Here is a 12798-nt window from a genome sequence, read left to right as displayed (position 1 = left end):
TTTGCAAATCCTGCTGACCACGCGGCGGGTTCCGCCCCGCGCCCATGGCACAGGAATTGAATGTTAAGCGGCGATCATTTCAGCGAGTGGGGGTTGGCTATGACGATTGCAGGCCACGGCGCGGAAAAGTATGTCACCGGACATCTCATCGATGGGTCTCAGGACCGGAATTGGCCCCATCTGCTCGCGGAGCGCTGGAGCCATCGGGCCGGCGATTTACCCTCGGTGCTGCCACGAGATACCGAGATTGCCATGTTCCTGCGCGGCAACTCGGTCGTAGAGCGTCAGGGCGGCGGTATGCGGCAACGAACGTCGGGCCATCGCGGCACCATCTGGCTCTGCCCCGCCGGCATTCGCGAAGAATATATCAACGTCTCCGAACCGGTCGCGGACTGCCTGCACATCTATCTTCCCGGCCAGCCCTTTGAGGACACGCTTCTGCAGGATCTGGAAATCGATCCATCACGTATGACCTTGCGCTATGAGAGCGTCGATCATGATCCATTCATCGAACAGGTCGCCGAGCTGATCCTGCAGGAGCTGAATACCGAGACCTCCGCCGGCCGACTGCTGATTGAAACACTCAGCAGTGCATTGTCCGCACATCTCGTTCACAAATATGCGGCGAACGCGCTTCCGCTGAAGCCGCCACCGTCATCCGACAAGCCATTGGATCAACGGCGGCTGGCGCGGGTAATCGAATTCGTTGACGCCAACATCTCGCGCGAATTCGCGGTCGCCGATATGGCCCGCACGGCCTGTCTCAGCCCGGCGCATTTCGCGCGGGTGTTCAAGGTCCGAACCGGTCTCACACCGCATCAGTTCGTCAGCGAACGGCGGCTGACACTGGCGAAACAAATGCTGGCGGATCTGTATCGACCAATCGTCGATGTCGCCTATACCGCGGGCTTTTCATCTCAAGCCAATTTTACCCGCGCCTTCCGCCGGGCGACCAACATGACGCCCGGCCAGTTCCGCGGCCAGACAGCCGCCTATCGGATGTCCGACGAACTGTAGCGCTGGAGCTCGCAACTGGAGCTACCGCGCATCCTCCAGGATCATATCCGACGCCTTTTCGGCAATCATGATCACCGGCGCGTTGGTGTTGCCCGACATCAGGTCCGGCATGATGGATGCATCGATCACGCGTAGACCTTCCAACCCACGCACGCGCAGGCGCTGATCGACCACCGCTTTCGTATCATTGCCCATGCGACAGGTCGAGGTCGGATGATAGACCGTGCTGCCGCGCTGGCGGCAGTAAGCGAGCCATTGCTCATCGGTCACCGTGCCCGGGCCGGGCTCGACTTCCTTGGTCACGAAGGGCTTCATCGCCGGCGCGTTCAGCATCTTGCGCAGGATCTTGAGCCCTTCGACATTCGCCGTACGATCCGTTTCGGTCGCGAGATAATTGATGCGGATCGCCGGCGGCACCGAAGGATCCGCACTCTTGATGCGCAGCGAGCCGCGACTTTCCGGGCGCAGCTGACAGACCGAGGCGGAGAAGCCGGAAAACGGATGCAGTTTCTCGCCCATCTTGTCGGTGGAGAACGGCAGGAAGTGGATCTGGATATCTGGCGATGCCATGCGCGGATCGGTCTTGAAGAAAGCTCCTGTGGTGCCGGCAGCATAGGTCAGCGGGCCGGTGCGGAACGCCGCGTATTGCAGCCCCATCATCGCCCTGCGCACGGGATGATTGACGAAGTCATTGAGCGTGATCTTCTGCGGACACTCCATCACCATGCGGACCTGCATGTGATCCTGCAGATCACTGCCGACGCCGGGGGCATCGAGAAGGACCTCGATGCCGTGCTCCTTGAGCAGATCGGCGGGACCGACGCCGGAGAGCTGCAGCAGCTGCGGTGAATTATAGGCGCCACTCGACACCAGCACTTCCTTGCGGGCGCGCGCCTTACGCACCACGCCGTGCTGCTTGAACTCGATGCCGATGGCACGCTTGCCTTCAAACAGGATGCGCTGTGCCAGCGCTTCGGTCTCGACGCGGACATTGCCCTGCTTCAATGCCGGGCGCAGATAGGCCCGCGCGGTCGAGGCGCGGCGGCCACCCTTTGTCGTGGTCTGGAACCAGCCAGCGCCTTCCTGCGTGGCACCGTTGAAGTCGTTGTTCACCGGAATGCCGGTCTCGGCAGCAGCGGCGATGAAGGCCTCCGACAACGGATCGGGGCAGCGCGAATCCGACACCGGCAGCGGGCCACCGACGCCGTGATACTCGCTCGGCCCACGCGTCTGATTTTCCGCCTTCTTGAAATAGGGCAGCACATCGTCATAACCCCAGCCGGTATTGCCGAGCTGGCGCCAGCGATCGTAATCCTCGTGCTGACCGCGTACATAGAGCAGGCCGTTGATGGAGCTGGAGCCACCGAGCACTTTTCCGCGCGGCTGAAACACGGAGCGTCCATCGAGGCCCGGTTCGGGCTCGGTCTGATACATCCAGTTGACGGACTTCTCCTTGAAGAGCTTGCCGTAACCGAGCGGAACGTGAATCCAGATATTCCGATCCTTCGGGCCGGCTTCCAGCAGCAGCACCGAACATTTGCCGGAGGCCGACAGGCGATTGGCGAGCACACAACCGGCGGAGCCGGCACCGACGATGATGTAATCAGCCTCAATGGCATCAGCCGACGCGCGATGCGTCGACGCAGTTTGACCGCTCATGTTTCCCCCGACTGTTTTCAGCAACTGAAAACGGAAATGACGGGGATGTAAATGGGCGCGGCCGGAAGCATGGCACGCATGCGGCTAGAATCGTCGCAATGCGAAAGTGGGAGACTGCGCTAGGTAAGCTCCCTCTCCCCGCTCTGCGCGGGGAGAGGGTTGGGGTGAGGGGCGAGGCACATACGATGCAAAAGGAGTGGTCTCTCGGGTCGAAGACATGTGAACCGAGAGACCCGTGATGGAGGCTTCGTCCGAAACGGCCCCTCACCCGCCGCGAAGACGCGGCGACCTCTCCCCGCAATGCGGGGAGAGGTTAAGAAAGAGCGTTGCTTCAGTTATAACGGCTGATCGCCAGATCCTTCACGTCCAGCTCCGGTGCCTTGCCGGAGATCTGGTCGGACAGCACGCGGGCGGTGCCGCAAGCCATGGTCCAGCCGAGCGTGCCATGGCCCGTATTGAGATGCAGATTACCCAGATGCGTCGGGCCGACGATGGGCGGACCATCCGGTGTCATCGGGCGCAGGCCGCTCCAGAAGGTCGAGCGTGAGAGATCGCCGGCGGTCGGAAACAGGTCGGTCACCGACTTGTCGAGCGGCATCCTGCGCGGCGCAGTCGGCACCGGGTGATAATTACCGACTTCGGCGGTACCGCCGACGCGGATGCGGTCACCAAGGCGCGTGATGGCCACTTTGTAGCTTTCGTCCATGATCGTCGACTGCGGCGCAACGCTCTCATCGGTGATCGGCACAGTGAGCGAATAACCCTTTACCGGATAGACCGGCGCATCGATACCGAGCGGTCGCAATAGCAGCGGCGAGAAGCTGCCAAGCGCCATCACGTAACTATCTGCGGTGAAGACGCCCTTGTCGGTCGTGACCTGTGCGACGCGGCCGCCGGCGACATCCACCGACTTGATCGTGGTCTCATAAACGAATTTCACGCCGAGCCCGGCCGCGATCTTTTCCAGCCGCTGCGTGAACAGATGGCAGTCACCGGTCTCGTCCTCGGGCAGACGCAAACCGCCGACGAACAGATCCTGCACGCCGGCGAGGCCCGGTTCATACTTCACGCAGCCGGCACGATCGAGCACCTCATAGGGCACGGCATATTGCTTGAGTACGTCGATATCGCCGCCGGTCGCATCGAGCTGCGACTGCTTGCGGAACAGTTGCAGCGTGCCCTGGCTGCGATCGTCATAGGTGATGCCGGTCTCCGCGCGCAGCGCACGCAGGCAATCGCGGCTGTATTCGGCGATTCCCACCATACGCGACTTGTTCAGCGCATAGCGCGCGCTCGTGCAGTTGCGCAGCATCCGCAACATCCAGCGCCACTGATGCGGATCGGCCTGTGGCCGCACCACCAGCGGACCGTATTTGTCCATGATCCAGCCGAGCGCCTTCTTCGGCACACCGGGGCCGGCCCAGGGCGAGGCGTAGCCGGGCGAGACTTCGCCGGCATTACCGAACGAGGTCTCCAGTGCGGCGCCGGGCTGACGGTCGATCACCGTCACCTCGTGGCCTGCCTTGGCCAGATAATAGGACGTGGTGACACCGATCACGCCCGCGCCAAGAACCAGAACCTTCATCGCACCGTGCCTCCAGACCGGGCGGTCCACCGCACATCGATCTCATCCGAGTAAATTCTCTCATAGCGCTGACCCAGCGAGGTCAGCATTTCGTAGCCAATCGTGCCCGCGGTTGCGGCCAGCGCATCGAGCGACTGATGCCCACCGATGATCTCCACTTGCGAGCCCCGTGCCAACATGCCGGGCGGCAGATCGCCGAGATCGACGGTCAGCGAGTCCATCGAGACGCGCCCGGCAACCGCCAGCCTCCGCCCGCGGAAATAGACAGCGCCGCCATTGCCGAAGGCGCGCTGCAATCCGTCGGCGTAACCAATGGCCAATGTCGCCAACCGCGTCGGCTTCGTCGCCCGGAAAGTCCAGCCATAGCCGACATGGGCATCGGCTGCGACCTCGCGCATCTGGAGCACCTGCGCGGTGAGCCGAACCACTGGCAGCATCGGATTGCTTTGCGCGGGATGGGGATTGAGCCCGTAGAGCGCGGCGCCGGGGCGGACGAGGTCATGATGATAGTTGCGCCCAAGGAAAATGCCGGACGAATTGGCCAGAGATTGTCGCGCAGCAGGGAAGCGTTTCGCGAGCGCCTGAAACGCGGCGAGCTGGTGCGCATTGGCCGGATGCTCCGGCATGTCGGCACAAGCGAGATGGCTCATCACCATCTGGATATCGAGAACTGAGGTGTCCTTGCCCGAGAGTTCGGCGACCTCACGCGGCGACATGCCCAGTCGCGACATGCCGCTATCGACCTGAACGACCGCGGGCAGAATCCGGCCGCGTTGCCGCGCCTGATCCGACCAGGCCTCAAGCTGTTCGCGCGAATTGAGCACCGGAATGATGCCGGCTTCCGCGCAGTCACGCTCGCTGCCCGAGGGCAGACCGTTGAGCACGTAGATCGTAACGTCGCGGGCCAGATGGGTCTGGAGATCCAGCCCTTCGTCGAGATGCGCCACGAAGAAGGTGCGGCAGCCGGCCCGATAGAGTGCCGGCGCGACACGATCAGCGCCGAGGCCATAGGCGTCGGCCTTCACTACGCCGGCGCAGGTGACGCCGGGGCCGACCCGCTCGGCCAATAGCCGGTAATTGCGTGAGATGGCTTCGAGATCGATGGTCAGCACCGCGCTCGCATGCCGCGTGCCCGTTCCGCCTGTCCAAGGTGCCAGCATCACATCCCCCGCTACGAATGATCGCAACGGCAGTATCTCACCTTCCGCATGGCGCTTTACGGCGATTCCGGCCGCTGCTACGGTCATAAACGGTGATTATCGGCGTAAATTTACGTCCCTGTAGAGAAATCCTGCAAAACTTTGGCGAGAACCATGGCAAGCGACCTCGATTCGACCGACCGGAAGATCCTTCGCGAGGTTGTCCGGGATGCCCGGATCAGCCAGATGGCACTGGCAGAGAAAGTCGGCCTGTCACCCACCGCCTGTACCCGGCGTCTCACGGCCCTGGAAAAGAAGGGCGTGATCAAAGGCTATGCCGCCGAGATCGACGCATCCGAGCTCGGCTACATGATGACGGTCCACGTCCACATCACGCTCGACAAGCAGAGCGAGGATGCGCTGTCCGCCTTCGAGCGCGAGATCGCCAAATGCCCGGATGTCGTGTCGTGCTACCTGATGTCGGGCAATGACGACTATCTCGTCCATGTGCAGGCGCGCGACATGGAAGACTATGAGCGCATCCACAAGCAGCACCTCTCGCGGATGCCCGGCGTGGCGCGGCTGCATTCAAGCTTCGCGATGCGCAGCGTGGTGAAGCGCGGCGTCTCGGTGTCCGCGCTGACGGGCTGAACTTGCTTAACCTCTCCCGCCTAGCGAAGCTTCGCTTCGCCGGGCGGGGCGTAGGAAACAGGCGCGCTTAATTCGGATGCAAACCCGGCGCTTCCTGGCCGGTACGTTCGACATATTCAGTATAGCCGCCGCCATATTGCTGGATGCCGTCCGGGGTCAGTTCGAGCACGCGGTTCGACAGCGCCGCGAGGAAGTGGCGGTCATGCGACACGAACAGCATGGTGCCTTCGTAATCGCCGAGCGCCTTGATCAGCATTTCCTTGGTGGCCATGTCCAGATGGTTGGTCGGCTCGTCGAGCACCAGGAAATTCGGCGGATCGAACAGCATCTTGGCCATCACCAGACGCGCCTTCTCGCCGCCTGACAACACGCGGCAGCGCTTCTCGACATCGTCACCGGAGAAGCCGAAGCAGCCGGCGAGCGCACGCAGCGTACCCTGCCCGGCCTGCGGGAATGAGTCTTCGAGATTCTGGAAGATCGTGCGCTCGCCATCCAGCAGATCCATCGCGTGCTGCGCGAAGTAACCGAGCTTGACGCTGCCGCCGATGGTGACGTTGCCGTTGTCCGGCTCGGCCGCGCCGGTCACGAGCTTCAACAGTGTCGACTTGCCGGCGCCGTTGATACCCATCACCGCCCAGCGTTCTTTACGACGCACCGAGAAGTCCAGCCCTTCATAGATGGTACGGCTGCCATAGGCCTTGTGGATGTTCTTCAGGCTGACGACGTCTTCGCCCGAACGCGGCGCCGGCAGGAAGTCGAATGACACGACCTCGCGGCGCTTCGGCGGCTCGACGCGCTCGATCTTGTCGAGCTTCTTGACGCGGCTCTGCACCTGCGCGGCATGCGAGGCGCGGGCCTTGAAGCGTTCGATGAACTTGATTTCCTTGGCCAGCATCGCCTGCTGGCGCTCGAATTGCGCCTGCTGCTGCTTCTCGCTCATGGCGCGCTGCGCTTCGTAGAATTCGTAATCGCCGGAATAGGACGTCAGCGAGCCCGCATCGATCTCCATGATCTTGGTGACGATGCGGTTCATGAATTCGCGGTCATGCGAGGTCATGAGTAGCGCGCCCTCGTAGCCCTTCAGGAACCCTTCGAGCCAGATCAGGCTTTCGAGGTCGAGATGGTTCGAGGGTTCGTCGAGCAGCATCACGTCGGGGCGCATCAACAGAATGCGTGCCAGCGCGACGCGCATCTTCCAGCCGCCAGACAGTTTGCCGACATCGCCGTCCATCATTTCCTGCGTGAATGAGAGACCGGCGAGTACTTCGCGGGCGCGGCCTTCCAGCGCATAACCGTCGAGTTCCTCGAAGCGGGCCTGGACCTCACCGTAGCGCTCGATGATTGTGTCCATATTGTCGGCCTGGTCCGGATCGGCCATGGCCGTTTCCAGTTCCTTCAGTTCGGTCGCGACCACGCTGACGGGGCCGGCGCCCTCCATCACCTCGGCAACGGCGCTATGGCCCGCCATTTCGCCGACATCCTGGCTGAAATAGCCGATGGTGACGCCGCGCTCGACCACCACTTGCCCCTCGTCGGGCAGTTCGCGGCCGGTGACCATGCGGAACAGGGTCGTCTTGCCGGAACCGTTGGGCCCAACCAGACCGATCTTCTCACCCTTCAGCAGCGCGCCGGCGGCTTCGATGAAGACGATCTGATGACCGTTCTGCTTGCTGATATTGTCGAGGCGGATCATGGGAACTACGGGCTCACGAGACAGGGATTGAGGCCTGCCAATAAGGCATCCGGCCCGCCCAAGGAAGGATATTTTGCACCGCAAAAGAGCTAAGTGCCTGCCCGCATCTCGCTCAGGCTCTTCATCAGGATTTCCGCGAAAGTCGCCGCGGCTACCGGTAGTGTGCGACCGCGCAGCTGGCACAGCACTAGATCGGCGGTGGGCACATCGCGGGTATCGATCGGGCGGCCGACCAGCCCCATGCCGAGGTTCCCGGTGGGGGCTCCGATCTCGATCTGGAACGAGATCATGTTGCAGCGGAACACCAGCCCGCGCAGCATCTCGAAGGAGTTTGATTCCGCGAGCATGTTGAGGCGCAGATCGCGCCGGGTCGTGACCTCATCGAGAATCTGGCGGCCGCTCAAAGTCCGATCTGGCAGGGCTGCGGGATAATCGACACAATCGGAGAGGCGCAGCATCTTCTTGGCTGCCAGCGGATGATCCGAGCGGGTGATCACCACAAGACGCTGGGGAAGGCTGGCGATGACGCGCAGTGACGGCCACATCGCCGGACGATGCACCAGAGCGAGATCGACGTCGTAAGCCGCCAGCGCGGCCAGCGCGCGCTCGTGATCCATCACCTTGAGGTCGAACACCACTTTCGGATGCTTCTTCTGGAACGCAGCGACGCGCAGCGCCAGAAAATCCAGCGCCAGCGCCTGGCTGCAGGCGATCTGGATCGGACCGCGCCGCAGACCTCTGAGATCCTCGACCTGCGATCTCATCCGCTCGGCATCGGCAATCTGGCTGCGCGCGTAGCGCACGAACATCTCGCCGGCGGTGGTCAGCTTCACGCCCCGCGGCCGGCGCTCGAACAAAGGCGTGCCGATTTCGGCTTCGAGGTCCTGAATGCGCCGGTTCATCGCGGAAGGCGTCAAGTTGAGCAGTTCCGCGGCGCGGCGGATCGAGCCGGTGCGGGCCACTTCGACCACATGGGTCAGCAACCTCAGATGCCTCATTGCCCCTCGCTTCTCAAGTGATGCCTTTTTCACACCGGTCACTGGAAAAGATAGCAGCAGATGTGACCACTCGAATAGGCCTATCCTGATTCACACAGGAAGATAGTCGCGAGAGCGACGTCGCCCACCGACCAATCATGTCACGTTTCGCAACAGGAAAGCATCGATGACCGAACGCCGGGCACTTCGTGGATTACTGACGCTCGTATTAGCCTTGGGCGTAGCCGCAGGAACCTTCACTCTTGCCCAGGCTGCCGGGCCAACCAAGATCAAGTTTACCCTCGACTGGAAAATCCAGGGTCTGCATGCGTGGTACTACTGGGCGAAGGCCAAAGGGTACTTCAAAGATGAAAATCTCGACGTGACGATCGATCAGGGCGAAGGCTCGGCGGCGACCGTTACGCGGATCATGTCGGGCGCTTATGATGCCGGCTTCGGCGATATCAACGCCATCATTCAGAACGCCGCCACCAAGCCGGACGATGCACCGGTGATGGTCTACATGATCTATAACAAGACGCCGTTCGCGCTGCTCAGCAAGGCGGATGGACCGATCAAAACTCTCAAGAATCTCGAGGGATCCAAGCTTGCCTCGCCTTCCGGCAGTGCGTCGCTGAAATTACTGCCGCTGCTCGCCAAGCAGAACGGCATCGATTACAGCAAGATCAGCATTTTGCAGGTTTCGCCGGCCTTGCAGGAACAAATGCTGCTGCAGGGCCAAGTGGATTCAATCGCGGTGTTCGCGGCCACCAGCTATCTCAACCTGGTGTCGCTCAAGGTCGATCCCGACAAGGACTTCCGCTGGAATTTTTATTCTGACGCCGGCCTCGACCTCTATTCCAACGGCGTAATGGTGTCGCAGAAGCTGCTGAAGGAACATCCGGAGGCGGTGAAAGGTCTGCTGCGCGCCATTAACCGCTCGATCAAGGAAACCGTCCAGGCACCGGACGCCGCCATCGACCTGCTCGCCACCGAGGAACCGCTGATCAAGAAGGATATCGAGAAGCGGCGCCTGACCTACGTTTACAACAACTTCATCAACACGCCAGAGGTCGGGGATCTGGGCCTCGGCGAGCTCGATCAGAAGCGCCTGACTTCAGCGATCTCCACCATCGTCACCTCGTTCGAACTGCCGCGAACACCGAAGCCCGACGACGTGTTCAACGATACGTTCCTGCCGGCCAAGCCCGACCGGATGCCCCCGACCATCGCGCCGTAATGACAACGGCTCGCTCCACCGGCGCGCCGCGTCGCATCACCTGCGCTCATGTGCTTGGCCCGGACGGGCCGATGCCCGGCGCGCAGGTGATCGCGCTGCACGACGGCAAGATCCAGTCGATCGCGCGGACAACTGAAGCAGCAGAGCCGATCATGGCGCTGCCCGCTTTGGTCAATGCCCACGACCACGGCCGCGCGGTCCGCACCAGCTCCATCGGCGCCGACGCCAAGCCGCTGGAGTCCTGGATCCACTATCTTGCATTGTTTCCTGCGGTCGATCCCTATGTAGCGGCCTGCGTCGCGTTCGCCAGCAGCGCGCTGGGCGGTGCCGGTATCGTCATGAACCATTACACCCGCGTGCAGGGCTTCACTGATCTGCCGACCGAACTGGCCGAGGTATCGCGCGCGGCACGCGATGTCGGCGTGCGCACCGGCCTCGCCGTGGCAATGAGAGATCGCAATCCTTTGGTCTACGGTCCCTCGGAACCTGTGCTAGCAGCGCTGCCGCCGGACGTTCGGGCGGAGATCGCGCAGCGCTTCACGCGTCCGCCGCTGTCACCGCGCGATTACATGACGCTAGTGGACGAGATTGTCTCCGCCGCCGATGGCCCGACATTCGATGTGCAATATGGTCCCAATGGCGTGCAGTGGTGCAGCGACGCGCTGTTGCAGGTGACCGCCGACGCCTCGGCACGCACCGGCCGCCGTGTCCACATGCATCTGCTCGAGACCAAGTATCAACGCCAGTGGTGCGACGCCAATTATCCTGGCGGCGTAGTCCGCATGCTGGACGAGATCGGTCTGCTGTCCCCGCGGCTGACGCTGGCACATTGCGTCTGGGCCCGGCCCGATGAACTCGAACTCCTGGCCGAACGGGGCGTCGTCATTTCGGTCAATACCAGCTCCAACCTGCATCTGCATTCGGGTCTGGCTCCCATGACCCGGATGTGGACCGCCGGATGCCGGATCGCCCTCGGCATCGACGGCAAAGCATTCGACGACGACAACGATGCACTGCGCGAGCTCCGATTGTCACATCTGCTCCATGCCGGCAGCGGTTTCGATCAAGTCGTGACCCGCCACCGGGCGCTGCATGAGAGCGTAAGCAACGGCCGTTTCGCCGTCACCAATATCGCCAGCGACGGCGGCCTGCGGGACTGCGCCGATGCGGACATGCTGCTGCTGGACTGGAACGCCCTCAACGACGACGCGCTGCGCAGCGATCTCGACCCGATCAATCTGCTGTTCTCGCGGGCAACCGCGCGCCATATCCGGGAGGTGATCGTCGCAGGCCACACGATCGTGCGCGATGGGCATGTCACCGGGATCGACTTCACGGCCGCGCGGCAGGAGATTCTGGCGCAGATGCGCGCCGGCATGCCCTCTGGCCAGAACCTGGCTGGGGCCCTCGCTGCGCTCGACGGCGTGATTGCCGCAAGCTTTTGCGGATGCTGCTGACGCACCTCCGCCTCACGGTTCTGCAAGCGCCGGCCCGAACAACGCGTTATCTGGACAGCTCCAAGTGAGGCCTTTTTTGCACCGCTTAAGCAAAAAGATAGCAGCAGATAAGTTCACTCGGATGGGTTTAACTTTGCTCCTGAGGGCGGCCGCAGGCAGAAACACCCCACCGGCCGATCGTGTCACTCTTCTCAACAGGAACACACCGATGACCGGACGCCATGCATTTCGTGGATTGCAGACGCTTGCCCTGACACTGATCGTGACGGCCGGATCGTTTGTCGCCGCGCAGGCCGACACCAGGATCAAGATGGTCCTGAACTGGAAGTATGAAGGTCCGCAAGGCATGTTCTTCCTGGCGCAGGATCGCGGCTACTTCAAAGCGGAAGGCCTCGATGTCAGTTTCGACCAGGGTAACGGCTCTGGTGCGGCGGTGCCGCAGGTTGCCAACGGGGCCTATGACATGGGGTTCGGCGACATCAATGCGCTGATCGAACTTGCCGCCAGGAAGCCGGACGAAGCGCCGATCGGCGTCTACCAGATGTACAACCGCCCGCCTTTCACCGTGGCCGTGAAAGCCGACAGCCCAATCAAGACCCCCGCTGATTTCGTCGGACGAAAGCTGGGCGGTGCGGCCAATGACGGCGCGCTGAAGCTATTCCCGGCGCTCTGCGCGGCGACCAAGATCGACTGCACCAAGGTCGAGGTTACCAACATGCAGCCGAACCTGCGCGAACAGATGCTGATGAAGGATCAGGTCGACGGCGTGTTCGGCTACATCACCACCATCCGCTTCAGCGCCAGGCTGATCGGCATCGATCCTAAAAAAGAGATTCGCTTCATCAAGTTCGGCGACTACGGCATGGATCTGTATTCCAACGCCATCATCGTCTCGCGCAAGTTTGCCAAGGAAAACCCCGACGCCGTGAAAGGCTTCCTCAAGGCGCTCAACCGTGGCGTCAAGGATGCCATGGCCGATCCGAAAGCCGCCATCGAGGCCGTGCAGAAGCGCGAACCGCTGATCAAGCCGGAGATCGAACGCGCGCGCCTGGAAGCCACGCTGTCCGACGAAATGACTTCGCCGGAAATTTCAAAGATCGGCCATGGCGACATCAACGACGCACGCATGAGCAAGGCGATCGATATCCTCGTCAGCGCCAAGGAGCTGCCACGCACGCCGAAGGTCGGCGACGTATTCGACCGCAGCTTCATGCCGCCGCTGGCCGATCGCCCAACGGCCATCAAGGCCGCGATGTAACGACGAACCGGCCCCTCAGCATCATCGCCTCTCAACCGTCATTGCGAGCCCTGGCGAATTGGCGAAGCCAATTCGTTGGGCGAAACAATCCAGTCTTCTTCCGCTCGTGGCTTCTGGATTGC

At 62.1% G+C, this 12798-nt stretch carries 10 protein-coding genes; 5 read left to right on the top strand and 5 right to left on the bottom strand.

Annotation, left to right across the window (positions count from 1 at the left end):
• Positions 1–99 precede the first annotated feature (99 nt).
• Positions 100–1017 (top strand): helix-turn-helix domain-containing protein, encoded by a 918-nt coding sequence (locus AB8B02_RS26530; RefSeq protein ID WP_231078444.1) that lies wholly within the window; start codon positions 100–102, stop codon positions 1015–1017.
• Positions 1018–1038: 21 nt separating this feature from the next.
• Here AB8B02_RS26530 and AB8B02_RS26525 read toward each other — a convergent pair whose 3' ends face one another.
• The 3 genes from AB8B02_RS26525 to alr form a co-directional block, all read right to left on the bottom strand.
• Positions 1039–2676: a GMC family oxidoreductase gene (locus tag AB8B02_RS26525; protein WP_439065598.1), complete on the bottom strand. Its 1638-nt coding sequence runs from the start codon at positions 2674–2676 to the stop codon at positions 1039–1041.
• A 331-nt stretch (positions 2677–3007) separates the two neighbouring features.
• Positions 3008–4261: a D-amino acid dehydrogenase gene (locus tag AB8B02_RS26520; RefSeq protein ID WP_439065597.1), complete on the bottom strand. Its 1254-nt coding sequence runs from the start codon at positions 4259–4261 to the stop codon at positions 3008–3010.
• Positions 4258–5421 carry an alanine racemase gene (gene alr, locus AB8B02_RS26515; protein ID WP_439065596.1) on the bottom strand — a complete coding sequence of 388 codons (1164 nt, stop codon included), beginning with the start codon at positions 5419–5421 and terminating at the stop codon, positions 4258–4260. The genes AB8B02_RS26520 and alr overlap by 4 nt, the downstream gene beginning before the upstream one ends.
• Positions 5422–5574: 153 nt before the next feature.
• Between alr and AB8B02_RS26510 the strand changes: the two genes are divergently transcribed.
• On the top strand, positions 5575–6051 hold the full coding sequence (locus AB8B02_RS26510; protein ID WP_068737711.1) for an Lrp/AsnC family transcriptional regulator: 477 nt from the start codon (positions 5575–5577) through the stop codon (positions 6049–6051).
• Between the two features lie 67 nt (positions 6052–6118).
• Here AB8B02_RS26510 and AB8B02_RS26505 read toward each other — a convergent pair whose 3' ends face one another.
• Together AB8B02_RS26505 and AB8B02_RS26500 are read right to left on the bottom strand one after the other, a co-directional pair.
• Positions 6119–7744, bottom strand: a complete 1626-nt coding sequence (locus tag AB8B02_RS26505) for an ABC-F family ATP-binding cassette domain-containing protein (RefSeq protein ID WP_439065595.1) — start codon at positions 7742–7744, stop codon at positions 6119–6121.
• 89 nt (positions 7745–7833) lie between these two features.
• Positions 7834–8742: a LysR family transcriptional regulator gene (locus AB8B02_RS26500; protein WP_175369547.1), complete on the bottom strand. Its 909-nt coding sequence runs from the start codon at positions 8740–8742 to the stop codon at positions 7834–7836.
• A 166-nt stretch (positions 8743–8908) separates the two neighbouring features.
• Between AB8B02_RS26500 and AB8B02_RS26495 the strand changes: the two genes are divergently transcribed.
• From AB8B02_RS26495 to AB8B02_RS26485, 3 genes are all read left to right on the top strand, one after another.
• On the top strand, positions 8909–9961 hold the full coding sequence (locus tag AB8B02_RS26495) for an ABC transporter substrate-binding protein (RefSeq protein WP_439060411.1): 1053 nt from the start codon (positions 8909–8911) through the stop codon (positions 9959–9961).
• Positions 9961–11418 (top strand): amidohydrolase family protein, encoded by a 1458-nt coding sequence (locus tag AB8B02_RS26490; protein WP_439065594.1) that lies wholly within the window; start codon positions 9961–9963, stop codon positions 11416–11418. Before AB8B02_RS26495 ends, AB8B02_RS26490 begins: the two co-directional genes overlap by 1 nt.
• Positions 11419–11626: 208 nt before the next feature.
• Entirely contained in the window at positions 11627–12676 is a 1050-nt protein-coding gene (locus tag AB8B02_RS26485; RefSeq protein WP_439065593.1) for an ABC transporter substrate-binding protein, read from the top strand.
• Positions 12677–12798 lie beyond the last annotated feature (122 nt).

This window comes from Tardiphaga sp. 862_B3_N4_1, assembly GCF_051811085.1.
GTDB classification, from domain to species: domain Bacteria; phylum Pseudomonadota; class Alphaproteobacteria; order Rhizobiales; family Xanthobacteraceae; genus Tardiphaga; species Tardiphaga robiniae.
This window is presented reverse-complemented; position numbering and strand designations above follow the sequence as displayed.

What these genes read in the sequence shown, in the direction of transcription:
- AB8B02_RS26525 (WP_439065598.1), bottom strand. Translation starts at nt 2,676, where the DNA reads ATGAGCGGTCAAACTGCGTCGACGCATCGCGCGTCGGCTGATGCCATT.
- AB8B02_RS26520 (WP_439065597.1), bottom strand. Translation starts at nt 4,261, where the DNA reads ATGAAGGTTCTGGTTCTTGGCGCGGGCGTGATCGGTGTCACCACGTCC.
- AB8B02_RS26505 (WP_439065595.1), bottom strand. Translation starts at nt 7,744, where the DNA reads ATGATCCGCCTCGACAATATCAGCAAGCAGAACGGTCATCAGATCGTC.
- AB8B02_RS26485 (WP_439065593.1), top strand. Translation starts at nt 11,627, where the DNA reads ATGACCGGACGCCATGCATTTCGTGGATTGCAGACGCTTGCCCTGACA.
- AB8B02_RS26510 (WP_068737711.1), top strand. Translation starts at nt 5,575, where the DNA reads ATGGCAAGCGACCTCGATTCGACCGACCGGAAGATCCTTCGCGAGGTT.
- AB8B02_RS26500 (WP_175369547.1), bottom strand. Translation starts at nt 8,742, where the DNA reads ATGAGGCATCTGAGGTTGCTGACCCATGTGGTCGAAGTGGCCCGCACC.
- AB8B02_RS26495 (WP_439060411.1), top strand. Translation starts at nt 8,909, where the DNA reads ATGACCGAACGCCGGGCACTTCGTGGATTACTGACGCTCGTATTAGCC.
- AB8B02_RS26530 (WP_231078444.1), top strand. Translation starts at nt 100, where the DNA reads ATGACGATTGCAGGCCACGGCGCGGAAAAGTATGTCACCGGACATCTC.
- alr (WP_439065596.1), bottom strand. Translation starts at nt 5,421, where the DNA reads ATGCTGGCACCTTGGACAGGCGGAACGGGCACGCGGCATGCGAGCGCG.
- AB8B02_RS26490 (WP_439065594.1), top strand. Translation starts at nt 9,961, where the DNA reads ATGACAACGGCTCGCTCCACCGGCGCGCCGCGTCGCATCACCTGCGCT.